This window comes from Burkholderia sp. MSMB1588 (assembly GCF_001546925.1).
In the GTDB taxonomy this organism is placed as follows: domain Bacteria; phylum Pseudomonadota; class Gammaproteobacteria; order Burkholderiales; family Burkholderiaceae; genus Burkholderia; species Burkholderia humptydooensis.
In genome coordinates this window covers 160,774-186,451 of record NZ_LNJS01000001.1, presented here as the reverse complement: position 1 = coordinate 186,451, position 25,678 = coordinate 160,774, and the positions used below count along the sequence as shown (strand labels likewise).

The window sequence follows — 25,678 nt, the reverse complement described above, 5'->3', positions numbered from 1 at the left end:
CGAACAGCGGCGCGCCAGGCTTGCTCCCGCATAGCCGAGATACGGCAGCCCGAACGCGCCCTCGATGCTCTTCAGCAGCGCATAGTGGTTGTACGGCGCGTTGCTGACCGTGCCGCCCATGATGAACGGCGACAGCAGCACCGCGCCCGTCGGATCGTTGACACTGATGAGACGCCGGCGCGTCTTGAAACGCGCGGACGCATTGCCCTGATCCTGATTCACACTCCCTCCCTGAAACCGCGCGTGGCGCGATCGGTTCAGCTCGCCGATCCGCCGTCGCGTCATGCGAGCGGGAGTCTCGCGTTGCGCGTGTGACGCGCCGCTGACGACGACACCGATTCGCGAGTGGGTCGACACGTGGCTCGCGGCGAGCCTCAGCGGCCGGAGAGGGCCTGCATGCTAGAATGGCCAGCTTCGAACTCTCCCTACGAAACTGGCGCCATGAATATCGTGATTTTGGCGGCAGGCACCGGCAAGCGCATGCGTTCGGCGCTGCCGAAAGTGCTTCATCCTCTGGCCGGCAGGCCCCTTCTCTCCCACGTGATCGATACCGCCCGCGCGCTCGCGCCGTCCCGGCTCGTCGTCGTGATCGGCCACGGCGCCGAGCGGGTGCGCACGGCCGTCGCCGCGCCCGACGTGCAGTTCGCGGTGCAGGAGCAGCAGCTCGGCACGGGGCACGCGGTGCGCCAGGCGCTGCCGCTGCTCGATCCGTCGCAGCCGACGCTCGTGCTGTACGGCGACGTGCCGCTCACGCGCACGGCGACGCTCAAGCGCCTCGTCGACGCCGCGACCGACGCCCGCTACGGCGTGCTGACCGTCACGCTCGACGATCCGACGGGCTACGGGCGCATCGTGCGCGATCAGGCCGGGTGCGTCACGCGCATCGTCGAGCAGAAGGACGCGTCGGCCGACGAGCTGAAGATCGCCGAGATCAACACGGGCATCGTCATCGCGCCAACCGCGCAGTTGTCGATGTGGCTCGGCGCGCTCGGCAACGACAACGCGCAGGGCGAGTACTACCTGACCGACGTCGTCGAGCAGGCGATCGAAGCGGGCTTCGAGATCGTCACGACGCAGCCGGACGACGAATGGGAGACGCTCGGCGTGAACAGCAAGGCTCAGCTCGCCGAGCTCGAGCGCATTCACCAGCGCAACCTGGCCGACGCGCTGCTCGCCGCAGGCGTCACGCTCGCCGATCCGGCGCGCATCGACGTGCGCGGCAAGCTCGTGTGCGGGCGCGACGTGTCGATCGACGTGAACTGCGTGTTCGAGGGCGACGTGACGCTTGCCGACGGCGTGGCGATCGGCGCGAACTGCGTGATCCGCAACGCGGCGATCGCCGCGGGCGCGCGCGTCGACGCGTTCTCGCATCTCGACGGCGCGACGCTCGGCGCGCACACGGTCGTCGGCCCATACGCGCGGCTGCGCCCGGGCGCGGTGCTCGCCGACGAAGCGCACGTCGGCAACTTCGTCGAGGTGAAGAACGCGACGCTCGGCCACGGCTCGAAGGCGAACCATCTGACCTATCTCGGCGACGCGGACATCGGCGCGCGCGTGAACGTCGGCGCGGGCACGATCACCTGCAACTACGACGGCGCGAACAAGTTCCGCACGATCATCGAGGACGACGTGTTCGTCGGCTCGGACACGCAGCTCGTCGCGCCCGTGCGCGTCGGCCGCGGCGTGACGATCGCGGCGGGCACGACCGTATGGAAGGACGTCGCCGAAGGCATGCTCGTGCTGAACGACAAGACGCAGACCGCGAAAAGCGGCTACGTGCGCCCCGTCAAGAAGAAGAGCTGAACCGTTTTTCGGGCGCGCAGCGGCGCGCCCGCATCATTGTCGAGTTTCGAGGATAGATTTTCATGTGCGGGATTGTCGGCGCAGTTGCGCAACGTAACATCGTTCCAGTGCTGATCGAAGGACTGCGCCGTCTCGAGTATCGCGGCTACGACTCGTGCGGCGTCGCGGTGCTCGATGCCGGCGCCCCTGCGCCGGGTGCGCCGAAGCGCGCGCGCAGCGTCGCGCGCGTCGCCGATCTCGATGCGCAGGTGCGCGAATCGCATCTCGAAGGCGCGACAGGCATCGCGCATACGCGCTGGGCGACGCACGGCGCGCCCGTCACGCACAATGCGCATCCGATCTTCTCGTCGAACGCGCTCGCGCTCGTGCACAACGGCATCATCGAGAACTTCGAGCCGCTGCGCGAAGCGCTGCGCGCGAAGGGCTACGAGTTCGTGTCGCAGACCGACACCGAAGTCATCGCGCACCTGATCCACAGCCTCTATCGCGGCAATCTGTTCGCAGCCGTTCAGGAAGCCGTCAAGCAGTTGCACGGCGCATACGCGATCGCGGTGGCGCACAAGGACGAGCCGCATACCGTCGTCGGCGCGCGCCAGGGCTCGCCGCTCGTCGTCGGCTTCGGCGAGCACGAGAACTTCCTCGCGTCCGACGCGCTCGCGCTCGCGGGCAGCACCGATCGCTTCACGTTCCTCGAGGAAGGCGACGTCTGCGAGCTGACGCTCGCGGGCGTGACGATCGTCGATCGCGACGGCGCGCGCGCGGCGCGCGACGTGCGCGTCGTCGCCGCATATGGCGGCGCGGTCGAGCTGGGCCCGTACCGGCACTTCATGCAGAAGGAAATCTTCGAGCAGCCGCGCGCGATCGCCGATACGATTGCGCAAACCGAAGCGTTCGATCCTTCGCTGTTCGGCGGCAACGCAAGCGGCGTGTTCGCCGATATCGACAGCCTGCTGATCCTCGCGTGCGGCACGAGCTACTACTCGGGCCTCACCGCGAAGTACTGGCTCGAATCGATCGCGAAAATCCCGACGCAAGTCGAGATCGCAAGCGAATACCGCTACCGCGAATCGGTGCCGAACCCGCGCGCGCTCGTCGTCGTGATCTCGCAATCGGGCGAGACGGCCGACACGCTCGCCGCGCTCAAGCACGCACAGGCGCTCGGCCACGCGCACACGCTCGCGATCTGCAACGTCGCGACGAGCGCGATGGTGCGCCTGACCGAGCTGCAATTCCTCACGCACGCGGGCACCGAGATCGGCGTCGCGTCGACGAAGGCGTTCACGACGCAGCTCGTCGCGCTGTTCGTGCTCGCGGCGACGCTCGGCAAGCTGCGCGGCCACGTCGACGCGGCCCGCGAGGCCGACTTCCTGAAGCAGTTGCGCCACCTGCCCGCCGCGCTCAACAGCGTGCTCGCGCTCGAGCCGCAGATCATTGCGTGGTCCGAAGAATTCGCGCGCAAGGAGAACGCTCTGTTCCTCGGCCGCGGGCTGCACTACCCGATCTCGCTCGAAGGCGCGCTGAAGCTCAAGGAGATCTCGTACATCCACGCGGAAGCGTATCCGGCGGGCGAGCTGAAGCACGGGCCGCTCGCGCTCGTGACGGAGGCGATGCCGGTCGTGACGGTCGCGCCGAACGATACGCTGCTCGAAAAGCTGAAATCGAACATGCAGGAGGTGCGCGCGCGCGGCGGCGAGCTGTACGTGTTCGCCGACGCGGACACGCACATCGTCAACGACGAGGGGCTGCACGTGATCCGGATGCCCGAGCATTACGGGCCGCTGTCGCCGATCCTGCACGTCGTGCCGCTGCAGTTGCTCGCGTATCACACCGCATGCGCGCGCGGCACCGACGTCGACAAGCCGCGCAATCTCGCGAAGTCGGTGACGGTGGAATAATCGCTCGCCGCGCGAGCGCACGGCGGCACGGCACGCGGCTCACAGCACGACGGGCGCGCTCGACAACTCGTCGCCCGGCGCGCGGCGCGACGGATAGTGCCGCGCGAGCAACGCGGTGACGGCCTCGATCCCGTGAATCGAGCCCGCCTCGAAGCGGCCTCGGCGGAATTCCGCTTCCATCTCGCGGCACGCCTTCTCCCAGTCGTCGCTGTCGACACGCGCATGAATCCCGCGATCGGCGACGATCTCGACGTCGTGATCGGCGAGCAACAGATAGATGAGCACGCCGTTGTTGTGCTCGGTGTCCCACACGCGCAGTTCGGAGAACACATCGATCGCGCGCTCGCGTGCGGTCATTCCGCGCAAGAGCATCGACACGTGCAGCGCGCCTTCGACCGCGAACCGCAGTTGGCCGACGTGCTTCCCGTGGCTCGCGACGATCGCGCGCTCGATCTTGCCGAGCGTGCGTTTCGGAAACGCCGCGCCGACGCGCCAGCGCGTCATCGACAGGTGCCTCGCGATTCGTGCGATATCCATCACCACCTCCCGGACGCGCCGCCGCCGCCGAACCCGCCGCCGCCGCCGCGAAAGCCGTCGCTCCCGCCGCCCCAGCCGCCGCCGCGCCCGCCGATGAACGGCCCGCCGACGCGCGCGCCCATCCCGCCGCCGAGCAGCGTGAAGAAAAGCGCGATCGCGGCCGCCGCGATCGCAACGAAGAGCGCGCCGGACAACAGCCACGCGACGAAGCCCACCACGCCGCCCGTGACGACCGAGCCCGCGAGCCGCCCGAATATCGCGCGCAGCACGCCGCCCGCGACGATCGTCATCACGAACAGCAGCGGCAGCAGGCGGCCGAGCCCGCCTGTATCGCCGCGACGCGCGCGCGGCGGCGGCAGCGGCTCGCCTTCGATCACGCGCATCATGCTGCCGACGCCCGCCGAGATGCCGCCGTAGAAATCGCCGCGCCGAAAGCTCGGCACGATGATCTCGTCGATGATCCGGTGGCTCGTCGCATCGGTCAGCACGCCTTCGAGCCCGTAGCCGACCTCGATGCGCAGCGTGCGGTCGTTCTTCGCGACGATGAGGAGCGCGCCGTCGTCGACGTTCGCTCGGCCGAGCTTCCATTGCTCGACGACGCGGATCGAATACTGCTCGATCGTCTCGGGCTGCGTCGTCGGCACGATCAGCACCGCGATCTGGCTGCCCTTGCGCGCTTCGAAATCCTTCAGCGACTGTTCGAGCGCCGCGCGTTCGGCGGCCGTCAGCGTGCCTGTCTCGTCCGTCACGCGCGCGGCGAGCGGCGGCACCGGCTGCTCGGCGCGGCAGGCGCCGCCGCCGATCGACAGGAACGTGAGGACCGCGAAGCACGCCGCGCGGAACAAGCCCTTCAATTCGACGCTCCGGCGGCCGGCGCGGGCGTGGTCCCGAAGTCGACGCGCGGCGGCTTCGAGATCTCCGCTTCGTTCGCGACCGAGAAGTTCGGTTTTTCCTGGTAGCCGAACGCCATCGCGGTCAGGTTGCTCGGGAACGAGCGAATCGTCGTGTTGTACGCCTGCACCGAGCGGATGTAGCGATTGCGCGCGACCGTGATGCGGTTCTCGGTGCCTTCGAGCTGCGCCTGCAGATCGCGAAAGTTCGCATCGGACTTCAACTGCGGATAGTTCTCGGACACGACGAGCAGCCGAGACAGCGACGACGTCAGTTGCCCCTGCGCGGCCTCGAATTTCGCGAACGCCTGCGGGTCGGACAGCAGCTCCGGCGTCGCGCGAATCGAGCCGACCTGCGCGCGCGCCTCGGTCACGCGCGTGAGCACGTCGCGCTCCTGATTCGCATAGCCCTTCACGGTATTGACGAGATTCGGCACGAGATCCGCGCGGCGCTGATACTGATTCAGCACCTCCGACCAGCTCGCCTTCACCTGCTCGTCCTGCACCTGAATCGCGTTGTAGCCGCAACCGGACAATGCGAATGCGAGCGCCGCCAGCAGCGCGGCGCCGATCAGACGCATCCACGTCGCGGCGGGACGCGGGCCCGAAGAGTGATGTCGCATTCTGCCATCTCCATTGCAGTTCGCCGGGGAAGGCGCGGCGCCGGCCGCCGACGGCTCGTCTCGAGCCATCGCCCGCGAATCGCCGCACAGGCTTCGAATCGATGCTACGTATGCGGTTCCTGATCCACTTGATTTGCGTCAATGGTCGACCTGCGCGGCGAGACAGCAAGAATCGTACGCGATATCCCGCCGCCGTTTTTGGGCCCGCTCGGCGGCCGAGCCTCAGCATGTGTCGGCCGGCGCGCATGCAACGGGGCTCGATTGAGGTAGGTCAACCCGCATCATCCAGCCAGCACTACAGTGAAATGATCATTCGCGTTCGATCCCGGTGCTCAGGCCCCCGAAATGAAAGCACTCAAGCGATTCGCGATTGCAACGGTCGCCACGCCGCTCGCAACGGGATTCGGGATTGCCCGCCCCACGCGGGCGTCGGTGGAGATGGAGGCTGCACGGCGCTTCGCGATCGGCGCGGCGCGCCGGCTCGGCGCAATCGCAACCGTCGTGTGGCTGCCTCGCCATCGATGCCGCACGCTCGGCTTCCTGCCGCATCCGTTGTTGCTCGCGCCCGCTCGCCCATCTTTTCATGCATCGCGGCCATCGGCATCGCAACGCTTCGGGAAGTGAAGCGCGCCGTTGCGGCAGACATCGACATCCATCGACGAGACAGGAGCGCTTGCCATGCACGACGCACATGTCCATCACGATCACGGCCACGACGCGGACGAACGGCGTGATCCGAGTCGCTCGCACGATGCGGGGGCGCCCGGCGAAACGGTGGTCGACCCGGTCTGCGGCATGACGGTGCCGCTCGACGCGAAACGTCGATACGACTATCGGGGCCGCACGTATCGCTTCTGCAGCGACCGGTGCCTGGCAGCGTTTCGCGCATCGCCGCAGCAGTTCGTCGGGATGCCGAAGCAGCCGCCCGGCGAAGCCGCGGCGCAGCCGGGCACGATCTACACGTGCCCGATGCACCCGCAGATACGCGCAAACGAGCCGGGCGACTGCCCGATCTGCGGGATGGCGCTCGAGCCGCTCGCGCCGGGCGCGGCCGAAGAGAGGAACCCCGAGCTCGAATCGATGACGCGGCGCTTCTCGGTCGGCCTCGCGCTGTCCGTGCCGCTCGTGCTGATGACGATGGGCGCGATGGCGTTGCCGTTCGATATCGGCGCTGGCATCGACGCGCTGCTCGCACGCTGGCCGCGGCCGTTCGGGACGGCGGCGTCGTGGCCGCAATGCGTGCAGGCCGCACTCGCGACGCCTGTCGTGCTGTGGGGCGGCTGGCCGTTCTTCGTGCGCGGCTGGAAGTCGTTCGTCACGCGGCAGTTGAACATGTTCAGCCTGATCGCGCTCGGCGTCGCGGCGGCCTATCTGTTCAGCGTGTTCGCGCTGCTGTTCCCCGACGCGCTTCCGCAGGCGTTCCGCAACGGCCATGACATTCCGCTCTATTTCGAGGCATCGGCGGTGATCGTGACGCTCGTGCTGCTCGGCCAGGTGCTCGAACTGCGCGCGCGCGCGCGCACGTCGAGCGCGATCCGCGGCCTGCTGCAGCTCACGCCGCACACGGCGGTGCGCGTGAAGTCCGACGGCTCGGAGGAGAGCGTCCCGCTTGAGGCGGTCGTCGTCGGCGATACGCTGCGCGTGAAACCCGGCTCGAAGGTGCCGGTCGACGGCATCGTCGTCGAAGGGCACTCGAGCGTCGACGAATCGATGATCACCGGCGAGCCGGTGCCCGCCGAGAAAACCGAGGGCAGCCCGGTGACGGGCGCGACCGTCAACCAGACGGGCACGTTCGTGATGCGCGCGGAAAGGATCGGCGCCGACACGCTGCTCGCGCGGATCGTGCAGATGGTCGCCGAAGCCGGACGCTCGCGCGCGCCGATCCAGAAGCTCGCCGATCAGGTGTCCGGCTGGTTCGTGCTCGCCGTCATCGCGCTCGCCGCGATCGCGTTCGTCGCATGGGCGGCGTTCGGTCCGGCCCCCGCGCTCGCGAACGCACTCGTCGTCGCGATCAGCGTGCTCATCATCGCGTGCCCGTGCGCGCTCGGCCTCGCGACGCCCGTGTCGATCATCGTCGGCGTCGGCCGAGGCGCGCGCGAAGGCGTGCTCATCAAGGATGCCGAAGCATTGGAACTGATGGAGAAGGTCGATACCGTCGTCGTCGACAAGACCGGCACGCTGACGCAGGGGCGGCCGCGCGTGCAGACGGTCGTCGCGCTCGACCCGCGGCGCGAGCGCGCGCTGCTCGGCGATGCGGCGAGCCTCGAAGGCGTGAGCGAGCACCCGCTCGCGCAGGCGATCGTCGAGCATGCGACGCAGGCGGGCGCGGCGCGCAAACCGGTGGAATCCTTCGATTCGGTGCCCGGCAAGGGCGTGAAAGGCACGATCGACGAGCGCGCGGTCGCGCTCGGCAACGCGCATCTGATGGCGGACCTCGCGATCGACTGCACGGCTGTCGAAACGGATTCGAATCGCCTGCGCGAAGCCGGCCAGACCGTGATGTATGTCGCGATCGACGGAAGGCTTGCCGGCTATATCGGCGTCGCGGACCCGATCAAGGCGACGACGCCGGACGCGGTGCGGCTGCTCAAGGCGTCGGGCGCGCGCATCATGATGCTGACGGGCGACAATCCCGTCACCGCGAACGCGGTCGCGAAGACGCTGTCGCTCGACGGCGTGAAGGCGGGCGTGCTGCCCGAGGACAAGTACCGGCACGTGCAGGCGCTGCAGCAGCAAGGGCATGTCGTCGCGATGGCGGGCGACGGCGTCAACGACGCGCCGGCGCTCGCGCAGGCGAACGTCGGCATCGCGATGGGCACCGGCACCGACGTCGCGATGAACAGCGCCCGGATCGTGCTCGTGAAGGGCGATCTGCGCGGCATCGCACGCGCGCGCGCGCTCAGCGTCGCGACGATGAAGAACATCCGGCAGAACCTGTTCTTCGCATTCGTCTACAACGCAGTCGGCATTCCGGTCGCGGCGGGCGTGCTGTATCCGTGGTTCGGCATCACGCTGAGCCCGATCTTCGCGAGCGCCGCGATGGCGGCGAGCTCGGTTTCCGTCATCGGCAACGCGCTGCGGTTGCGCGCCGCGAAGACCTGAGCGGGCGGCGCGCGGGCGGCGGATCTGCTCGACGCTCGAACGCCGGCCATGCCGCTCACGCGGCGACGACGGCCGGATGGAATCCCGCGGCTTCGATAATCTCGACCACGCGCTCGACGCCGAGCGCCGAGCCGACTTCGACCACCTTCGACGCGATGTCGACGGAAACGGCCGCCGACGCATCGACGGCCTTGATCGCCTGCGTGATCGCGTTCGCGCAGCCGCCGCACGACATGTCCTTCACTTCGAGCTTCATGTTGCTTCTCCAGGGGGATTTGGGGCGATCGAAGGATGAATCTTCCCACAGTGGGAAGGTCAAGCGCGGGCGGCGCGGATCGGCTGCGCAGCCGGGGCCGGCGCGCCCGCTGCGATCGGCTCCGGCGACACGTTCGTCGCGGCCGTCGAATCGTCGAATCGTCGAATCGTCGAATCGTCGAATCGTCGAATCGTCGAATCGTCGAATCGCCCCGCCCGGCTCGCGCGTCAGCGCTTCGCCGGCGCCCGGCAAAGCGCGAGATTGTGCAGGATCGCGTCGCCCGTCGGCTTGTAGTTGTCGGCGTCGCACGGCGGCAGGCCGAACGCCTCGCTATGATCCTGCTGCGCGCGATAGGCGAGCGTATCGGACAGCACGGCCACGCATTGCGCGCGATCGCCGCGGTGGTACTCCGTCAGCGCCAGATCGCTCTTCGCCCGGTCCAGCTCGATCCAGTCCATGAAGCCGCTGCATTCGGCCAGCAGCGATTTCAGCGTCGCGCGCGCGCCATCGTAGTCGTGCGCCGCGTATTGCTTGTGCGACCGCTCGGTGCGCACGCTCCGCGCGCGATCGGCGCACGCGGCGCTCGGGCGCCGATATTCACCGTCGAACGACGCGCGCATCCCGCAAAAATCGCGGCACGCGTCCGAGCCTGACGTATCCAGCCTGACGACGCCGTGCCCGCCGGACACCGCGATCCGGCATACGTTGTCGCCGTCGCGCGCGATGCCGACGCGCCCATCGAACGTGCCGCTCAGCGCGCAGGTATGGCAGTTGCCGCCGATCGTCTCGATGTCGAAGGCATTGCCCTTGACGGTCAGCACGCCGTGCGCGCTGCCGCCTTCGACGTACAGATAGCGGCCCGCGTCGACCGCCGGGCCGGCGGCGATCGCCGGCACGCTAGCCGAAAGGCCCGCTGAAAACGCGGCCGCCGCGACCGCCGCCCGCATGCGGATTCTCCAGTTCATTCGCGCCCCCTTCGTCGATGTGCGGTGCAACCCGCGCGCGCCGGTCACGGCGCGCGCAACATCATGCGGATTCGCCCGCGAGCAGCCGCAGCCGCCGCGCCTGCCGCGGCAGCACGATGTACATGCCGGCCGCGACGTTCAGCATCCAGCCGATCGCCTGACCGACGAGCGGATGGCCGGCATGGCGCAGCGGCATCGTCGCCACGCTGATCGGCAGCGCGGCCAGCGCGGCCCAGCCGGCCGTCGTCAGTCCGAGCGTCAGCGCCTGCCACAGCGACAGCCGGCCGGGCGCCGTCAGCGCGTGCGCGGCGAACCCGCCGCGCACCATGTATCCGGTGATCGGCAGGCAAACCGCGAGGCCAACGATGAAGGCGACGCCGGCGATCGCCGTCGCGTTGCCGCTCGGCAGCCGGCCGGCGACGGGATCGGTTCGCCATATCCACCATCCGACGATCGCGACGCCGGCGATCCATACCGGCGCGCTGGCGAGCGTCTGACGCCACATGCACGACCACCACACCGACAGGCGTCGGCCGAACGTCATCGGCGGCAGCATCTGGAACATATCAACCTCCATTCTTGTTATCGGTTCTGTGAACGCGACGAATGCGGCTTCGTTCGACGGTTGATGCGTGCGGACGGCGGGCGCGCTCGCCCCGGTCCGGCAGCGCGGACCGGCGAGCGGCCCGCGCTTTTGCGCGCTTTTGCGCGCTTTCGCGGCGCGCCGCCCGCGCGATTGCGGCGCGGGCGTCTTCTTGCTTCACGTCGGCCGGCCCGCGCTGCCGCGGCGGGGCCGGACGTCAGGACGTCATTTGCCGTTCTCGTCTTCCTTCAGCTTCGGCAGCGCCGACGATTCGCCCGGCGTCAGCAGGCCGACTTGCGAGTAGATGCGCAGCTTGTCGCGGGTGTCGGTGATGTCGAGGTTGCGCATCGTCAACTGGCCGATCCGGTCGCGCGGCGAGAACATCGACTCCACCTTCTCCATCGACAGGCGCTCCGGCTGGTACGTGAGGTTCGGCGAGCGCGTGCCGAGGATCGAATAGTCGTTGCCGCGGCGCAGCTCGACCGTCACCTCGCCCGTGACCGCGCGCGCGACCCAGCGCTGCGCGGTCTCGCGCAGCATGATCGCCTGCGGATCGAACCAGCGGCCCTGGTACAGCAGGCGGCCGAGACGGCGGCCGTTCTCGCGGTACTGCTCGATCGTGTCCTCGTTGTGGATGCCGGTGACGAGGCGCTCGTATGCGATGTAGAGGAGCGCGAGCCCCGGGGCTTCGTAGATGCCGCGGCTCTTCGCCTCGATGATCCGGTTCTCGATCTGGTCGCTCATGCCGAGGCCGTGGCGGCCGCCGATCCGGTTCGCCTCGAGCAGCAGCTCGACCGCATCCTTGTACTCGACGCCGTTCAGCGCGACCGGGCGGCCCTCTTCGAAGCGGATCGTCACTTCTTCCTTGTCGATCTTCACGTCGTCGCGCCAGAACGCGACGCCCATGATCGGATTGACGATCTTGATGCCGCTCTCGAGGCTCTCGAGATCCTTCGCCTCGTGCGTCGCGCCGAGCAGGTTCGAATCGGTCGAGTACGCCTTCTCGGCGGACATCTTGTACCCGAAGCCCGCCTGGTGCATGAATTCGGACATTTCCGCGCGGCCGCCGAGCTCGTCGATGAACTGCTGGTCGAGCCACGGCTTGTAGATCTTCAGGTCCGGATTGACGAGCAGGCCATAGCGGTAGAAGCGCTCGATGTCATTGCCCTTGTACGTGCTGCCGTCGCCCCAGATGTTGACGCCGTCCTCCTTCATCGCGGCGACGAGCATCGTGCCCGTCACGGCGCGGCCAATCGGGGTCGTATTGAAATACGTGACGCCCGCCGTCGAGATGTGAAACGCGCCGCACTGGAGCGCCGCGATCCCTTCGGCCACGAGCTGCGCGCGGCAATCGATCAGGCGCGCGCCTTCCGCGCCGTACTGGATCGCGCGCTTCGGGATCGCGTCGTAGTCGTCTTCGTCGGGCTGGCCGAGATTGGCCGTGTACGCGTAAGGAACGGCCCCCTTGATGCGCATCCAGTGCAGCGCGGCGCTCGTGTCGAGGCCGCCGGAGAACGCGATGCCGACCTTCTGGCCGGCCGGGAGATTTTCAAGAATCGTGGTCATGACGAAAACCGTTCAATCAGTTGGAAGGGGGAATTTCGCGGAATCCAAGAGTATCGGCTGTGCCCGATTATGAGGCAAGTCTCGCGCGCGCCCGCGGCGGGCCGTAAATGGGGCCGTGGCGGCACGCGGCGCGGGTGGGCGGGCGATTGAATGGCGCAATGGCTCGGCGGTGCAACCGACCGGCCAGTCAGCGGGATCGGGCCGGACGATCGCGCTCGACGCACGCTTGCTGGCGCCCGGCCGGGCATTGCGGCAGCCTCGCCCGCCCGCATGCGGCGAGCGGCCACCGCCGGCCTGAAGGCGCCAGGCGCGCCCGCCGGCCCCCATCGACGCAATCACGCGTCGTCCGGCTCCTTCTGCCGCATCGTGACGAACTCCTCGGCCGCGGTCGGGTGGATGCCGACCGTCTCGTCGAACTGCGCCTTCGTCGCGCCCGCCCGGATCGCGATCGCGATGCCCTGGATGATTTCCGCCGCATCGCGCCCGACCATGTGCGCGCCGACGACGCGCTGGCTGTCCCGCGCGACGACGAGCTTCATCAGCGTCTTCTCGTCGCGGCCGGACAGCGTATGCCGCAGCGCGCGAAACGATGTCCTGTAGATGTCGAGCGCGCCGAGCTCGGCGCGCGCATCCGCCTCGGTGAGGCCGACCGTCGCGATCTCCGGCTGGCTGAACACCGCGGAAGGGATGTAGCGATGATCGGCCGCGATCCGCTTGCCGCCGAACAGGTTCGCCGCGAGCAGCATGCCGTCGCGCGTCGCGACGGGCGTCAGTTGCGGGCGCGCGGTGACGTCGCCGATCGCGTGGATCGACGGCACCGTCGTCGTCGAATACGCGTCGACCTCGATCGCGCCGCTCGCGTCGCGCGCGACGCCGACCGCCTCGAGCCCGAGCCCGTCGGCATTCGCGACGCGCCCCGTTGCGTACAGCACCGCGTCGTACGGGCCGTGCGCGCCCTGCGCGAGCCTGAGCGTCAGCGCGCCGTCGGCGCCGCGCTCGATCGCCTCGATCGCCGCGCGCGTATGGATGGCGACGCCCTGCTTCGTCATCTCGCCGTGCAGCGCGCGCCGCACGTCGTCGTCGAAGCCGCGCAGGATCTGCTCGCCGCGATAGAACAGGTCGACGTCGACGCCGAGCCCGTTGAAGATGCCGGCGAACTCGACCGCGATGTAGCCGCCGCCGACGATCGCGATCCGCCCGGGCAGCTCGGGCAGGCTGAGCGCCTCGCGCGACGTGATCGCGTGCCCGATGCCGGGAATCGGCGGCAGCACCGGCCGAGAGCCGGTCGCGACGCCGATGTGCCGCGCGGTGACGCGCCGGCCCGCGACATCGACCGTATGCGCGTCGACGAGCGTCGCGCGCCCCGCGTGGATCTCGACGCCCGACTTGTTCAGCAGATCGACGTAGATGCCGCTCAGGCGCGCGATCTCACGATCCTTCGCCTCGATGAGCGCCGGCCACGAGAAGAGGCCGATGTCGAAGGTCCAGCCGAAGCCCGCGGCATCCTCGACGTCGTGGCTGTAGTGCGAGGCATAGACGAGCAGTTTCTTCGGAATGCAGCCGCGCAGCACGCAGGTGCCGCCGATCCGTTCTTCCTCGGCGATGCCGACGCGCGCGCCGCAGGACGCCGCGACCCGGCTCAGGCGCACGCCGCCCGAGCCCGCGCCGATGACAAAGAGATCGTAGTCGAATTCCATAGCGCCGCCTGATCGAAGCCTCGATGACCGGACGATAGCAAGTTTCCGAATTTCTTGCGGCGCGGTGCGCGCGTACTGTCATACAGCGCAATCATCTGTGGATTCTTCCGCGCGCCGCCCAGAAAAAAGCGGAGGGCAATGCCCTCCGCTTCATCGGGTGCCGTGCGCGACGCGAATTCGTCGCGCCGACGCGTCACGCCTGCGATGCGTCGCCGTCCTGCGGCGCGGCCGTGTTGTCGCCGTCGGCCGCCTCGTCGTCCTTCTTCTTCTCGACGAGATTCTCGAGCGCCTCGGCGCCCTTGAAGCCCGCGACCGCGGCCGCGGCCTTCGTCAGCAGACCGGCGTCCGGATCGACCTTCTCCGCTGCCTCGACGGCCGCCACTGCGCCCGCAATCTCACCTACCGTATTCAGGATTCCCATCGCAATCACCGTTTGGGTTGAACGTGAGCGAGCATGATTGCACGGACATTCATGCAGCGCCGCGTTTGTCACATTCGGTAGCACCGGTTACTTCGGCGCGACCGCTCACGAGCCGGCGCGCAAGACGCCGGCGAATGCGCGCGCCGGCGCACGACAGCGAACCGGAACGCATGCGCGGCGCACGATCGGCGACGATCGCGCTTCGATGCCGCGCGCGAAGCAGCTTAGCTCACTGCCGTCCGCGCAACTGTCAAACTATGTCGGATAATTTTCAGGCGGCTTTCATTCGAAGGATTCCTTGGTTTTTCCGCATGCACCGCAGCGCGCGACGCGCATCGCGCGCGCGTTTGCGTTCATTCGCTCGCGCCCGATGCAGGCGCGGCCGCCGCGACGCTCGCCGACGCGCCCGACGCGCCCGCCGCCGCGACGGCCACATCGTTGGTCTTGCTGCTCACTTCGTCGTCGTCCGTCCTCGTGCACGCGGCAAGCAGCAACACCGCCGTCATCGATGCAGCCCATGCGTAACGCTTCATCCTGTCGCTCCCATCGGAACCGAATCGTCGGAAAACGGCCGCTGCGCGCCGAACGGCCGCACGCACCGGCTACCTGAAAAACGCCATCTGCACGACCTTCACGATCACGAGCCCGACCGCGAGCACCAGATAGCCGCGCAGCACGCCCATCCAGATGCGCGTCGACAGCGTGATCCGCGGCGCCGGCAGCGCGTCGAGCGGCGGCATCCGCCACGTGTCGCGGCCGCTGCGGTCGATGCCCGCGCCGGCAGCGACGTTCGCGCCGCCGACGCGCTTGCGCACCACGAGCGTCGCCGCGAGCCCGGCCACCGCGAGCAGCGTGCCGCCCGCGAGCACCTCGAGCATCGTCTCGCCGCTCATGTCCGGATACATCACGGAAGCCGTCAGGATAATCGACAACATCACGAGCACCCAGATCACCGCGCCCGTGAACAGATTCAATTTCGTCGAGTTGACCCACGGGCCAAGCACGGCCCGGTCATTGCACAGCAGCAGCAGGAACACCGTCGCGCTCGGCAGCAGCACGCCCGCGAGCGTCTGCACCGCTTCCGTCAGCAGGCCGAGCGGGCTGCCCGGCATCAGCACGAGCGCGGCCGCCGCGGCGACGATCCCGAAGTAGACGAGATAGAAGCCCTTCGCATCCGACACGCCGCGATGCAGCGAGTGATGGATCTTGAACACGTCGCCGATCGCGTACGCGGTCGCAAGCGACACGGCCGCCGCGCCGATGATGCACGCGTCGAGCAGCGCGATCGCGAAGAGCGTCGCGCTCGTGTGGCCCGCGTACTTCGCAAGGCCGGCGATCACGCCGCCCGCGTCGGTGAAGCCGCCCGCCTCCGGGCGGCCCGCGTAGAGCGCCGCGCAGAACGAGATCATCGCGATCGCGCCGATCATCACGAACACGATGCCGATCCACAGATCCGCTTTCTCGTACTTCATGAAGCGCGGCGTGATCCGCTTGTCGATCACGTAGCTCTGCTGAAAGAACAACTGCCACGGCGCGACCGTCGTGCCGACGATGCCGATCACGAGCAGCATCACGTCGGAGAGCTTCGCGTGCGCGGGCCAGGCCGGCACGAACAGGTCCCGCGTCATCTGATGCACGGGCGGATGGATCGACACGAGCACCGGCACGAGCAGCAAGCTCAGCACGCACAGCACCACCGCGAAGCGCTCGAAGCGGCGGAAGTCGCCCGTGCTGACGGCCGCCATCGTGAGCGCCGCCGCGATGCACACGCCCGCGACCTTCGACACGCCGAAGAAATCGAGCACGAACGTGATGCCGATGAACTCGGTGACGATCGTCAGCGCGTTCAGGATGAAGAGGTCGATCACGCTGAACGCGCCCCAGAACCTGCCGAAGCGCTCGAAGATGAGGCGCGCGTGGCCGACGCCCGTCACGGCGCCGAGGCGCAGCACCATCTCCTGGTTCACGAACAGCACGGGCACGAGCAGCAGCAGCGTCCACAGCAGCGACGTGCCATAGTTCTGCCCCGCCTGCGTATAGGTGCCGAACGCGCCGGCGTCGTTGTCGCCGACCATCACGATGAGACCCGGCCCGAGGATCGCGAGCAGCGTGCGCACGCGCGCCCACCAGCCGCTGCGCGGCGCCGTGTCGTGGTGCGCGATCGTGCCGAACGCGCCCCTGATGTCGCCCAGGTGCGCCTGATCGAGGACCGCGCTGCGCTCGAGCGCGATGGGCGGCGAGATATCGGTTGGCGTGGACATGTGTTTTCTCCCTATGCGTATGGTTGTCGTCGAAGCGCCGCATCGGCATGCGTAAGCGCGCCGCTGGTCTCAGGAAATCAGGGTTTTCAGGCGCCGCCAGAACGAGGCGAATGCCGGCTTGCCGGCGGCTTCGAGCGACAGCATCGCGTCGTAGTGGACGCGCGATTCGGCGACGTGCGGCAGTTGCGACAGAAGCAGACCGAATTGCATGATGATTCTCCGGGCGCGGGTTCTCGCGCATGGCGGGAAGCCGCGTGCCCGAACGTCATGCGCGCGATGCGCTTATCGATCGAGCCCTACGCGCTTCCCTTGATGATCGAAATCGAAAAGATCCAGGGTGCGGCATATGGGATGACTGTCACTGTCCGGCATGTCGGCTCCTTGTCTGAAGGTTGGCTCACTGCGAGCACGCATGCACGACGAACGCGCACGCGAACACGCACGCTCGACGCCGCCGTCATGCCAAGCATGCGGCAGCGCCAAGCGAACGCGCGCCGCGAACCGGCGTTCGCGGCGAGTGCCGGATGGGCGCGCGAAAACGCAGCGCTCATGCGGCGCGAATCAAGGGTGCACGGGGAAGCGGTACTGCGAACTGCGACGCGCACCGTCTGCCTGATCGGCTGGACGGCGGCGAATGAATGGGCGCGGACGTCTTGCCGTTCAGGCGGAGAAACTGCTCGAAAGTCGACTACTGCAAGTGTCCAAGGCGGATGCCCCATTTGTGGAGATGGCGGGATTCTAGGTAGGCGGCGAACCTAAAGTCAATGACGTTCGTCGGCTTCACGAAAAAAAATTTCCGCGCTTGCGGCACTGTAAGTTTTTACGCGATGAAACCGTGCCCGTTGCTTTCAATCGCCGAGGGACGGAGCCGGATCGAAAGCCGGAACGCGCACCGTGCGGCGCTTGCCGCGCGCACGCGCCGATTTCGCCGGATGTTGACCGATCCGGCATCTTTATTCGTTTTTTTCTTGCGCGCCCACGTACGGCACGCATACAATCCGCCGCGGTTCATCACAGAAGGAGAGTCCCTCGTGGACACGTCCCCCAGTAGTTGCAGTCCGACGCCGGTCGAAGCCGGCAATGCAATCGCGCGCTAGCCGCCTGGTCCTCCTTCGCCGCTAGCTCGCATTGGTCGAGTTAGCGCGCTTCATCACCGGCGGCCTCCGTCCGCACGCACGCAGCACGCTTCCTCTGTTCAGGTCTCGTCGCAAGCCCCCCTCCGGCGCGCAAGCGATGTGTTACGTCGTCCGGCGCAAGCCGGAGCGGACGGGAGCGAAGTCATGCTTGTTCAGTTTTTCAAGGCTAAGCTCGGGCGCTACGCCCATTTCGCGAGCCGCCGGATCGTCATATCGTCGATCTCGCCGCTCGCGCATGCGGCGAACGCATCGAGCAACGGCGCGCTGCCAGGCGCGGGGCTGATCGTCCGGCCAATCAGTTGCGCGATCGTCGGCGCCATCGCGGGGGCTGTCGCGATCGTCGCGCTGCTGTCCGCCTCGGGCGGCCGCGCCGGCCTGAATCAGGCGATGCGCGTTAGCTGGTGGTTCTCCTGAGCACCCGGCAAGCCCGACGGTCAGCCGTGCCCGGCGGGCAACCTCAAGCGGCGAGCGGGCGAGGATATCGCCCGCATTCATCCAGGCAACGATTCGTCATGAAGAAAACCATCCGTCACATGCTCGTCAAATCCGGCATCGTTTCCGGCCTGCCGTTGCTGCTGTCGCTCGGCGTCTCGCACCCCGCGCTCGCGCAAGCCGCGGCCGCGGACGGCGCGCAGACGCTATCCGCCACGCAGGCCGCCGATGCCGCCGCCACGCCCGCCCCCACCGGCTTCTGGGAACGCTCGAACCTGTTCGGCGACATGGGCGGCCTGCGCAGCAAGCTCGGCGATCACGGGATCACGCTGAATCTGCAGGAAACGAGCGAGTACCTGCGCAACCTGTCGGGCGGCACGAGCCGCGGCGGCGCATACGACGGTCTCACGCAATTCGGCTTCAGCGTCGACACCGAAAAAGCGATCGGGCTGCCCGGCGGCACGTTCAACGTGTCGGGTCTGCAGATTCACGGCACGAGCCTCACGTCGCGCAACCTGCAGTTGCTGCAGACGGCGAGCGGCATCGAGGCCGAAGGGACGACGCGCTTGTGGGAGCTGTGGTATCAGCAGTCGTTCGCGAACGGCCGCGCCGACGTGAAGATCGGCCAGCAAAGCCTCGACCAGGAATTCATGGTGAGCCAGTACGCGAGCACGTTCATCAACGCGACGTTCGGCTGGCCCGTGCTGCCCGCCGTCGACATGCCGGCGGGCGGCCCCGCGTATCCGCTGTCGTCGCTCGGCGTGCGGCTGCGCGCGAAGCCATCCGACGCGTGGACGGTGATGGCGGGCGTGTTCGACGGCAATCCGGCGGGCGGCGTGGGCGACGCGCAACAGCTCAATCGGCACGGCACGAATTTCAACCTGCGCAACGGCGCGCTCTTCATCGGCGAGCTCCAGTACGCGCTCAACGCGCCGCCCGCCGATCCGAAGGCGCCGCAGCCGGCGGGCCTGCCCGGCATGTACAAGCTCGGCGTCTGGTACAACTCCGAGCGCTTCGCCGATCCGCGCTACGACACGAACGGCGTGCCCCTCGCCGATCCGGCAAGCAACGGCATCGCGGCGACGCATCGCGGCAACTACGGCTTCTACGCGGTCGCGGACCAGATGGTGTGGCGGCCGAGCGCGGACAGCCCGCGCTCGCTGAACGTGTTCGCGCGCGTGATGGGCGCGCCCGGCGATCGCAACGCGGTCGATTTCACGCTGAACGCGGGCGTCACGCTGAAGGCGCCGTTCGCCGGACGCGACAACGACACGGCGGGGCTCGCCGTCAGCTACGCGAAAATCGGCTCGCACGCGCGCGGCGCCGACGGCGACGCCGGCGTGTTCCAGACGCCCGGCTATCCGGTGCGCCGCGCGGAAACGCTGATCGAGGCGACTTATCAGTATCAGGTGACGCCGTGGTGGCAGTTGCAGGCGGACTTCCAGTACGCATTCCGGCCGGGCGGCGGCATCCCGAACCCGAACGAGCCGGGCTCGCGCATCGGCAACGAGGCGATCGTCGGCGTGCGCACGACGATCACGTTCTGATCCGCTTCGCTTGCCACGCCAGGCACGCCTTTCACGCGTTTCATTCTTCCGCCGCGCGCGTGTCGCTCACGACGGCACCGCGCCTGCGCGCATCGCCCGCGCGCCGTCAAATCGCCGGGAGCCTGTTCACGCCAGGAACGGGCGCTAAACCGATTTGTCACCATAGTGCCATCAGAAAGTCGGCTCCGTGCATTACCGTGATTCATTCGGCCGCACACCAACGCCGCTTCGCGTAGTAACTTAAGCGTTGCGGCGCGCGACCGGACACGGCATGCCGGACCGGCCGCGCGCCGCGCGCGCGCCGGCCCGGCGCCTCCCGACGAGAGTCGCATTCACGCGGAGCCATCAGCTTGTTCTGTCTCGATCTCGCCGCACGCCGCCACGCTCGCACGACCGATCGCGCGGCAGCCGTTCATCCGCGCCGCCGCACGCCGAAGGCCGCGCGATGAAAGCGCTCGCGTGGCTCGCCGGCACCGTCTGCGCGCTGCTCGCGGCCGAGCTGGTCTCGTTCGGCGACATCGGCCGCTTCGTCGCGCTGCTCGCCGACTTGCTCGCCGCGCTGTGCGCGATCGCGGCCGCATTCGGCTGCGCGTACACACTCGTCGCGGCCGCGCTCACGCACCGCTTCTTCGCGCGTGCGCCGCGCGAGCCGCGCGAGTGCCCGCCGGTGACGATCGTCAAGCCGCTGCACGGCACCGAGCGAACGCTGTTCGCGAATCTCGCGAGCTTTTGCGAGCAGCGCTACGACGGCCCGATCCAGTTCCTGTTCGGCGTGCACGATCGCGACGATCCCGCGCTGCGCGCCGTCGATGCATTGCGCGACGCGTTTCCCGGCGCGCACGTGACGATCGTCGCCGACGCCCGCCTGTACGGCCCGAACCGCAAGATCGCGAACCTCGTCAACATGCTGCCCGCCGCCGTGCACGACGTGCTGATCTTCGCGGACAGCGACGTGAGCGTCGGCCCCGACTACGTGCGGCACATCGTCGGCGAGCTCGGCGAACCGGACGTCGGGCTCGTCACCTGCGTCTATCGCGGCCGCCCGGACCCAGGTTTCTGGCCGCGCGTCGAGGCGCTCGTCACCAATCATCAGTTCCTGCCGGGCGTCGTGACGGGCCTCGCGCTGAAGCTCGCGCGACCATGCTTCGGCCAGACGATCGCGATGCGCCGCGCGATGCTCGACGCGATCGGCGGCCTCGCGCAGTTCGCGCATCATCTCGCCGAGGATCACGCGATCGGCGAAGCCGTGCGCGCGCGCGGCGCGCGCGTCGTCGTGCCGCCGTTCGCGGTCGAGCACGGCTGCGTCGAGACGCGCGTCGCTCAGCTCGCCGAGCATGAATTGCGCTGGAGCCGCACGATCCGCGCGGTCGATCCGCTCGGCCACCTCGGCTCGCTGCTCACGCATCCGCTCGCGCTCGCGCTGCTCGCCGGCGTGCTGTCGAGCGGCGCGGCGTGGGCGTGGCCGCTCGTGCCCGTCTCGCTCGCCGCGCGCGTCGCCGCGAAGTGCATCGTCGATCGCGCGACGCTGCGGCCGGTGCGCGATCTGTGGCTGCTGCCGCTCGCGGACCTGATCGCATTCGGCATCTTCGTCGCGAGCTTCTCGTCGTCGCGCGTGATCTGGCGCGGCTTCAGCTTCGACGTCGACCGCGACGGCCGCCTGTGCCCCGCGCCGGAAAAACGCCCGAATGCCTGATCGGCGTCACGCATCGAACACGTTTTTCTTCGTCATGCCAAACGAACTTACGCAATCACGAAGCAATGCGCGCGACGCGCGCAACCGACGATTGATGCAGCATGCGGGGCGCATTGCAGCGCTCGCGGGGCTCGCGGTCTCGCTCTGGCTCGTCGCGCGCGACAATCCGCGCGCGGTGCTGGATCTGCTGCGCGCGGCGGGGATCGGCCTCGTCTTCGCCGCCGCGTCACATCTGCTGCCGATGCTCGCGAACGCGAAGGACTGGCAAACGCTGATCGCGCCGCCGGATCGGCCGAGCCTGCGCGCGATGCTGCGACTCGTGTGGATTCGCGAATCGGTCAACGGGCTGCTGCCCGTTGCGCGCATCGGCGGCGAGTTCGCATCGTTCCGCTTGTTGCGCGCGCATGGCCTGACGGCACCCGCCACGGTCGCGAGCCTCGTGTCGGACATGCAGCTCACGCTGATCAGCCAGGCGCTTTTCGCGCTCGCGGGCGTCGGCTATCTGCTCGTGCACGCGACGTCGGACACCGCGCGCGTCGCCGGCATGTTCGCGTGGGGGCTCGCCGCGCTCGCGCCGCTCCTGATCCTGTTCTCGCTCGTTCAGCACGCGAAGCCGTTCGAGCGCGCGATGCATGCGCTCAATCGCGTCGCGGGCGGTCAGCTCGCATCGCTCGTCGAACGCTCCGCGCAGATCGACGAAGCGCTGAAGGCCGTCTGGCGGCGGCGCGGCACCGTCGTGCGCTATCTGTTCTTCTGGCAGCCGCTGCAACACCTCGCGACATCGCTCGAAATCTGGCTCGCGCTGCATTTTCTCGGCGCGCCCGTTTCGATCGTCGACGCGCTCGTGATCGAAGCGCTGATCCAGGCGCTCAGCAGCGTCGCGTTCTTCGTGCCGGGCGGGCTCGGCGTGCAGGAAGGCGGCTTCGTGCTGATTGGCGGCGCGCTCGGGCTCGACCCGGCGACGTCGCTCGGGCTCGCGGGCGCGCGACGCATCCGCGATCTGCTGATCTTCGTGCCCGGCCTGTTCGCGTGGCAGCACGCGGAAAGCACGGTCGCGGCGAACAGTTCGTGAGCGATCGGCGCACTGCGTCGTGATTCGTGCGATTCGCGCGGTTCGCGCGGTTCGCCGTCACGCCATTTTCAATTTCCACCTGCATGATCGGATCGGGCCGGACGGCTCGTCACGCGGCGCAATAATCGAAGCAATTGACGCCGCACTCGAACCGCCACGACGCGAGGCCCTCGCTCACGATACGGTAACGCTTCCCCGTTGCGATGATTTCTTGTAACGTTTGCAAGCCGTTGGTGGAGACGAGAACTGCGGAATCGCGACGGGAAACCGGCTGCGGTCCGCAACGAATACAAAAGACACAACAAAAGGAGAGGGCATGCGATGGCAATACCCTGTTGCGGCCGCGCTCGCGATCGCCGCATTCGTGTGGGCCTGCGCGCGAATCGTGTCGACCGATGCGGCGCCCGCCGCCACGCCGGCCGAGCAAACAAAATCACCCGCGCCCGCAGCGCTCGCGAGCGCATTCGCCGTCGCATCGGCGGCGGCGCCGCACGGCGCGCCGCCACCGCTTCCCCCTCGCGTCATCGAATACATCGCGCATGAATACGCGGATTCGGCCGTCACGCGCGAAGCGCTCACGCAGATCGCATACGGCTGGAGCCAGGCGGTCAACGACGTCCACGATCCGGGCGACGCCAAGACGGCCGGCGACGCGATCGCGAAAGGCATCGCATGCGCGCTGAGCGCGCGCGTGCTCGCGAAGGCGGGCGTCGACCAGCAGACGATGCTCGACCGGATCAAGAGCACGCGCGCGATCATGCTCGACACCGAAGCCGACACGCTCGCGTACATCCGCTTCCAGTCGCTCGCGGGCGGCCAGTTCTTCGACGATCCCGGCCCCGCATCGTGCGGCTTCAACCCGACGTCCATGCCGAATTGAGTTCACCGACGCCGTAGCGCTTCAACCACCATCCGAGGGGACTTTCGATGAAAAAGTTAGTGACGCTGACGATTGCCGGCGCGCTCGTCGCGCTGCCCTGTTCTATGCACCTGAACGCCGCGCATGCGGCGACGGTCACGCCAGCCGCAGCGGCCTCGCCCGGCTCCGCGATCGTGTTCGTCAACGGCATCAACAATACGTTCGACGATGCGGTCGCGAGCCTGCAAGTGCTGAAGAACCAGTTGAACGCGCGCGACGCGAACAACGCATACGTGTACGGCAACGCATATAACGCGACGCAAGGCACGTTCAGCGACCTGTGGCAGGTGTTCAAGCAGAAATCGGTCGAAGGCGCGAGCCCGGCGGACTTCTGGCGCGCGATCGACGGCGGCGCGATTCCCGCGGGCGGCATGGACGCGGCACTGCAACAGAAATACATCGACATCCTGACGAAGAGCGAGACTCCCGAGCTGCCCGATCACCTGAACCAGTACCGCACGTATCTGCAGCAGAACCGCAAGGTCGTGCTCGTCGGCCACTCGCAGGGCACGCTGTACGCGAACTTCGAGATGAATCTGCTGATCACGGGACCGGAGCGCGCACAAGGCAAGATCAGCTCGGTGAACGTCGGCAACGCGGCGCGCTATCTGCTGCCGGGCTCGAGCTATCTGACGTCGTCGTCGGACACGGTGATCGGCAGCCTCGGCCTCGTGCAGACGGTGATGCCGTCGAACTTCTCGCTCGGCCTGCATCTGCTCACCGATCCGCTCGGCCATTCGTTCACGAAGATCTACCTGAACCCGTCGTTCGCGGCGGCCGGGCAGATCCTCACGCAAGTGTCGCAGCAGGCGAACAGCGCGACGAAGGCTGCCATGCGCTGAGGCAGCGCTGCCGCCACGAGAAAGGCCCGCTTTTGCGCGGGCCTTCCACGGACGCCGAGCGACGCCGAAACGCTCAGAAGATGTTGCGCAGACCGATCGCGACGCCCGTCTGGTTGCTGCGGCCCGGCATCTCGACCGTCGCCGCGCCGTTCACCTTGTTGAAATCGACGGTGCCGTAGATCTCGGTGCGCTTCGACAGCGCATATTCGACGAGGCCGACGACCGTATAGCGATTGCCGCTGTCGAGCTGGCCGTTCGCGATCGTCGCGTTGCGCATCCGGTCGTAGTAGAACGCGCCCGTCAGCGTGAGCGCGGGCGTCGCCTGCCAGCTCACGCCGGCGAACGGACCGTCGTCGATCCGGCCGGTGCGCTTCGGCGCGCCGTTCGCGAAGAGGCCGGGCTGCTGCGCGAGCACTGTGTCGACGAAGCCGGTGTCGTCCTTCGAATGCAGGTAGCCCGCGTAGATCTTCGCCTTGCTGAACGCGTAGACGACGTTCGCGTGATAGATCGTCTGCTTGCGGTTCGAGTTGTCGCTGTTCTGCTGCACGCCCGCCGCGACGCTGACCGGCCCGGCGACGTACGACAGCGAGAAGCCGTACATGTTGCCCGCGCCCATGTGGCCCGGAAGCTGGCCGGAAAAGCCGCCCGCGCCCGTCGACGTCGAGTCGGTGCCGAACGAGTACATCGCGCCGATCGTCAGGCCGCCGAACGTGCCGCGATACTTGACCGAGTTGTCCGCGTACAGGCCCGCGCCGAGCGCGACGGGCAGCCACGCGTTTTCCAGATAGTTGCCGACCGTCAGCGGATCGTACGTGTCGCTCAGCAGATCGAACAGCACCGTCTTCTGGCGGCCGAGCGTCACGGTGCCGTACTGGCTCGTCAGGCCGACGTATGCGGCGCGATTGAAGATGCGCTTGCTGTCCGAGAACGAGCCGTCCTGCAGATTGACGCCGCTCTCGAGATTGAAGACCGCCTTCAGGCCGCCGCCCAGGTCTTCGCTGCCGTGCAGGCCGATGCGGCTATTGGTGATCGCACCGTTCGTCATGAAAAAGCGGCCGTCGTTCTGCGCATTCGAGTTGCTCAGGTAACGCAGGCTCACGTCCGCGACGCCCCAGAGCGTCACCGAGCTTTGCGCCATCGCCTGCTGGCCTGCGATCGCCAGCATTGCTCCTCCTACCAGTCCCGCGATCTTGGTGGTTTGCTTCATGAGCTTTCCTTTGTGAATTGTCTCCGTCTCTTCTCCGGCCACGGCCGCGGCCGGCTCGCCGCGCGCGGCGAGCCCACGAATCATATGACGATGTAAGGTCTGTAAAAAAATAAACGCCGCGAGAATCGCGGCGTTGTCGTGGTGATGCAACGGTGGGCGCTTGCCGAATGGATCGGCGAGTTTCATCACCCGCTCCCGGCCGTGGCGTTCGGCGCGGCGGCGAGCGCGCGA

General features: G+C 68.0%; 22 protein-coding genes and 1 pseudogene. 9 read left to right on the top strand and 14 right to left on the bottom strand.

Going from position 1 to position 25,678, the window contains the following annotated elements; genetic code table 11:
• Positions 1–18 precede the first annotated feature (18 nt).
• Positions 19–150 (bottom strand): annotated as a pseudogene (locus WS92_RS36565) (alkaline phosphatase family protein); the annotation flags it as partial.
• Positions 151–441: 291 nt separating this feature from the next.
• Between WS92_RS36565 and glmU the strand changes: the two are divergent.
• Positions 442–1,803 (top strand): bifunctional UDP-N-acetylglucosamine diphosphorylase/glucosamine-1-phosphate N-acetyltransferase GlmU, encoded by a 1,362-nt coding sequence (gene glmU / locus WS92_RS12625; RefSeq protein WP_015602180.1) that lies wholly within the window; start codon positions 442–444, stop codon positions 1,801–1,803.
• Between the two features lie 62 nt (positions 1,804–1,865).
• Complete coding sequence (gene glmS, locus WS92_RS12620; RefSeq protein ID WP_015601271.1) at positions 1,866–3,698, top strand: glutamine--fructose-6-phosphate transaminase (isomerizing); 1,833 nt, start codon at positions 1,866–1,868, stop codon at positions 3,696–3,698.
• 39 nt (positions 3,699–3,737) lie between these two features.
• Here glmS and WS92_RS12615 read toward each other — a convergent pair whose 3' ends face one another.
• The 3 genes from WS92_RS12615 to WS92_RS12605 are packed head-to-tail and all read right to left on the bottom strand — an operon-like array spanning position 3,738 to position 5,748.
• Positions 3,738–4,235 (bottom strand): TPM domain-containing protein, encoded by a 498-nt coding sequence (locus WS92_RS12615; RefSeq protein ID WP_059930530.1) that lies wholly within the window; start codon positions 4,233–4,235, stop codon positions 3,738–3,740.
• Entirely contained in the window at positions 4,235–5,089 is an 855-nt protein-coding gene (locus WS92_RS12610) for a TPM domain-containing protein (protein ID WP_059930532.1), read from the bottom strand. The genes WS92_RS12615 and WS92_RS12610 overlap by 1 nt, the downstream gene beginning before the upstream one ends.
• Complete coding sequence (locus WS92_RS12605) at positions 5,086–5,748, bottom strand: LemA family protein (RefSeq protein WP_059930534.1); 663 nt, start codon at positions 5,746–5,748, stop codon at positions 5,086–5,088. Before WS92_RS12605 ends, WS92_RS12610 begins: the two co-directional genes overlap by 4 nt.
• Positions 5,749–6,426: 678 nt before the next feature.
• On the opposite strand from WS92_RS12605, the gene WS92_RS12595 reads away from it, so the two are divergent.
• On the top strand, positions 6,427–8,850 hold the full coding sequence (locus WS92_RS12595; RefSeq protein ID WP_059930535.1) for a heavy metal translocating P-type ATPase: 2,424 nt from the start codon (positions 6,427–6,429) through the stop codon (positions 8,848–8,850).
• A gap of 55 nt (positions 8,851–8,905) precedes the next feature.
• Here the strand turns inward: WS92_RS12595 and WS92_RS12590 are convergent, their stop codons facing one another.
• The 9 genes from WS92_RS12590 to WS92_RS35775 all read right to left on the bottom strand — a co-directional run bounded on the left by WS92_RS12590 (position 8,906) and on the right by WS92_RS35775 (position 16,809).
• Positions 8,906–9,106, bottom strand: a complete 201-nt coding sequence (locus tag WS92_RS12590; protein ID WP_006024274.1) for a heavy-metal-associated domain-containing protein — start codon at positions 9,104–9,106, stop codon at positions 8,906–8,908.
• Between the two features lie 227 nt (positions 9,107–9,333).
• Positions 9,334–10,053, bottom strand: coding sequence for a hypothetical protein (locus WS92_RS12585; RefSeq protein WP_059930537.1), 720 nt, complete (start codon positions 10,051–10,053; stop codon positions 9,334–9,336).
• Between the two features lie 79 nt (positions 10,054–10,132).
• A complete protein-coding gene (locus WS92_RS12580; RefSeq protein WP_006024272.1) occupies positions 10,133–10,636 on the bottom strand; it encodes a hypothetical protein in 504 nt (167 codons plus the stop codon).
• A 243-nt stretch (positions 10,637–10,879) separates the two neighbouring features.
• On the bottom strand, positions 10,880–12,220 hold the full coding sequence (argG, locus tag WS92_RS12575) for an argininosuccinate synthase (protein WP_006024271.1): 1,341 nt from the start codon (positions 12,218–12,220) through the stop codon (positions 10,880–10,882).
• A gap of 335 nt (positions 12,221–12,555) precedes the next feature.
• Positions 12,556–13,917, bottom strand: coding sequence for a glutathione-disulfide reductase (gene gor / locus WS92_RS12570; protein ID WP_015601892.1), 1,362 nt, complete (start codon positions 13,915–13,917; stop codon positions 12,556–12,558).
• A gap of 193 nt (positions 13,918–14,110) precedes the next feature.
• Entirely contained in the window at positions 14,111–14,338 is a 228-nt protein-coding gene (locus WS92_RS12565) for a hypothetical protein (RefSeq protein ID WP_015600563.1), read from the bottom strand.
• Positions 14,339–14,691: 353 nt separating this feature from the next.
• Entirely contained in the window at positions 14,692–14,871 is a 180-nt protein-coding gene (locus WS92_RS12555) for a hypothetical protein (RefSeq protein ID WP_059930541.1), read from the bottom strand.
• A gap of 69 nt (positions 14,872–14,940) precedes the next feature.
• Complete coding sequence (locus WS92_RS12550; protein WP_059930543.1) at positions 14,941–16,599, bottom strand: NRAMP family divalent metal transporter; 1,659 nt, start codon at positions 16,597–16,599, stop codon at positions 14,941–14,943.
• 69 nt (positions 16,600–16,668) lie between these two features.
• Entirely contained in the window at positions 16,669–16,809 is a 141-nt protein-coding gene (locus WS92_RS35775) for a hypothetical protein (RefSeq protein WP_006024265.1), read from the bottom strand.
• Between the two features lie 1,070 nt (positions 16,810–17,879).
• On the opposite strand from WS92_RS35775, the gene WS92_RS32000 reads away from it, so the two are divergent.
• From WS92_RS32000 to WS92_RS12520, 6 genes are all read left to right on the top strand, one after another.
• On the top strand, positions 17,880–18,149 hold the full coding sequence (locus WS92_RS32000) for a hypothetical protein (RefSeq protein WP_006024262.1): 270 nt from the start codon (positions 17,880–17,882) through the stop codon (positions 18,147–18,149).
• 98 nt (positions 18,150–18,247) lie between these two features.
• Entirely contained in the window at positions 18,248–19,714 is a 1,467-nt protein-coding gene (locus WS92_RS12540; protein ID WP_059930545.1) for a carbohydrate porin, read from the top strand.
• A gap of 445 nt (positions 19,715–20,159) precedes the next feature.
• Complete coding sequence (hpnI, locus tag WS92_RS12535; RefSeq protein WP_015601420.1) at positions 20,160–21,407, top strand: bacteriohopanetetrol glucosamine biosynthesis glycosyltransferase HpnI; 1,248 nt, start codon at positions 20,160–20,162, stop codon at positions 21,405–21,407.
• A gap of 91 nt (positions 21,408–21,498) precedes the next feature.
• Positions 21,499–22,479 (top strand): HpnL family protein, encoded by a 981-nt coding sequence (locus WS92_RS12530; protein WP_167359313.1) that lies wholly within the window; start codon positions 21,499–21,501, stop codon positions 22,477–22,479.
• 316 nt (positions 22,480–22,795) lie between these two features.
• Positions 22,796–23,359 carry a hypothetical protein gene (locus WS92_RS12525; RefSeq protein WP_006024256.1) on the top strand — a complete coding sequence of 188 codons (564 nt, stop codon included), beginning with the start codon at positions 22,796–22,798 and terminating at the stop codon, positions 23,357–23,359.
• 59 nt (positions 23,360–23,418) lie between these two features.
• Positions 23,419–24,240, top strand: coding sequence for a hypothetical protein (locus WS92_RS12520; protein WP_006024255.1), 822 nt, complete (start codon positions 23,419–23,421; stop codon positions 24,238–24,240).
• 73 nt (positions 24,241–24,313) lie between these two features.
• Here the strand turns inward: WS92_RS12520 and WS92_RS12515 are convergent, their stop codons facing one another.
• Positions 24,314–25,447 (bottom strand): porin, encoded by a 1,134-nt coding sequence (locus tag WS92_RS12515; protein WP_015601566.1) that lies wholly within the window; start codon positions 25,445–25,447, stop codon positions 24,314–24,316.
• Positions 25,448–25,678 lie beyond the last annotated feature (231 nt).

Excerpts from the sequence above, each read along its gene's own strand:
- glmU (WP_015602180.1), top strand. The coding sequence starts at position 442 with ATGAATATCGTGATTTTGGCGGCAGGCACCGGCAAGCGCATGCGTTCG.
- glmS (WP_015601271.1), top strand. The coding sequence starts at position 1,866 with ATGTGCGGGATTGTCGGCGCAGTTGCGCAACGTAACATCGTTCCAGTG.
- WS92_RS12615 (WP_059930530.1), bottom strand. The coding sequence starts at position 4,235 with ATGGATATCGCACGAATCGCGAGGCACCTGTCGATGACGCGCTGGCGC.
- WS92_RS12605 (WP_059930534.1), bottom strand. The coding sequence starts at position 5,748 with ATGCGACATCACTCTTCGGGCCCGCGTCCCGCCGCGACGTGGATGCGT.
- WS92_RS12595 (WP_059930535.1), top strand. The coding sequence starts at position 6,427 with ATGCACGACGCACATGTCCATCACGATCACGGCCACGACGCGGACGAA.
- WS92_RS12590 (WP_006024274.1), bottom strand. The coding sequence starts at position 9,106 with ATGAAGCTCGAAGTGAAGGACATGTCGTGCGGCGGCTGCGCGAACGCG.
- WS92_RS12585 (WP_059930537.1), bottom strand. The coding sequence starts at position 10,053 with ATGCGGGCGGCGGTCGCGGCGGCCGCGTTTTCAGCGGGCCTTTCGGCT.
- WS92_RS12580 (WP_006024272.1), bottom strand. The coding sequence starts at position 10,636 with ATGTTCCAGATGCTGCCGCCGATGACGTTCGGCCGACGCCTGTCGGTG.
- argG (WP_006024271.1), bottom strand. The coding sequence starts at position 12,220 with ATGACCACGATTCTTGAAAATCTCCCGGCCGGCCAGAAGGTCGGCATC.
- gor (WP_015601892.1), bottom strand. The coding sequence starts at position 13,917 with ATGGAATTCGACTACGATCTCTTTGTCATCGGCGCGGGCTCGGGCGGC.
- WS92_RS12565 (WP_015600563.1), bottom strand. The coding sequence starts at position 14,338 with ATGGGAATCCTGAATACGGTAGGTGAGATTGCGGGCGCAGTGGCGGCC.
- WS92_RS12555 (WP_059930541.1), bottom strand. The coding sequence starts at position 14,871 with ATGAAGCGTTACGCATGGGCTGCATCGATGACGGCGGTGTTGCTGCTT.
- WS92_RS12550 (WP_059930543.1), bottom strand. The coding sequence starts at position 16,599 with ATGTCCACGCCAACCGATATCTCGCCGCCCATCGCGCTCGAGCGCAGC.
- WS92_RS35775 (WP_006024265.1), bottom strand. The coding sequence starts at position 16,809 with ATGCAATTCGGTCTGCTTCTGTCGCAACTGCCGCACGTCGCCGAATCG.
- WS92_RS32000 (WP_006024262.1), top strand. The coding sequence starts at position 17,880 with ATGCTTGTTCAGTTTTTCAAGGCTAAGCTCGGGCGCTACGCCCATTTC.
- WS92_RS12540 (WP_059930545.1), top strand. The coding sequence starts at position 18,248 with ATGAAGAAAACCATCCGTCACATGCTCGTCAAATCCGGCATCGTTTCC.
- hpnI (WP_015601420.1), top strand. The coding sequence starts at position 20,160 with ATGAAAGCGCTCGCGTGGCTCGCCGGCACCGTCTGCGCGCTGCTCGCG.
- WS92_RS12525 (WP_006024256.1), top strand. The coding sequence starts at position 22,796 with ATGCGATGGCAATACCCTGTTGCGGCCGCGCTCGCGATCGCCGCATTC.
- WS92_RS12515 (WP_015601566.1), bottom strand. The coding sequence starts at position 25,447 with ATGAAGCAAACCACCAAGATCGCGGGACTGGTAGGAGGAGCAATGCTG.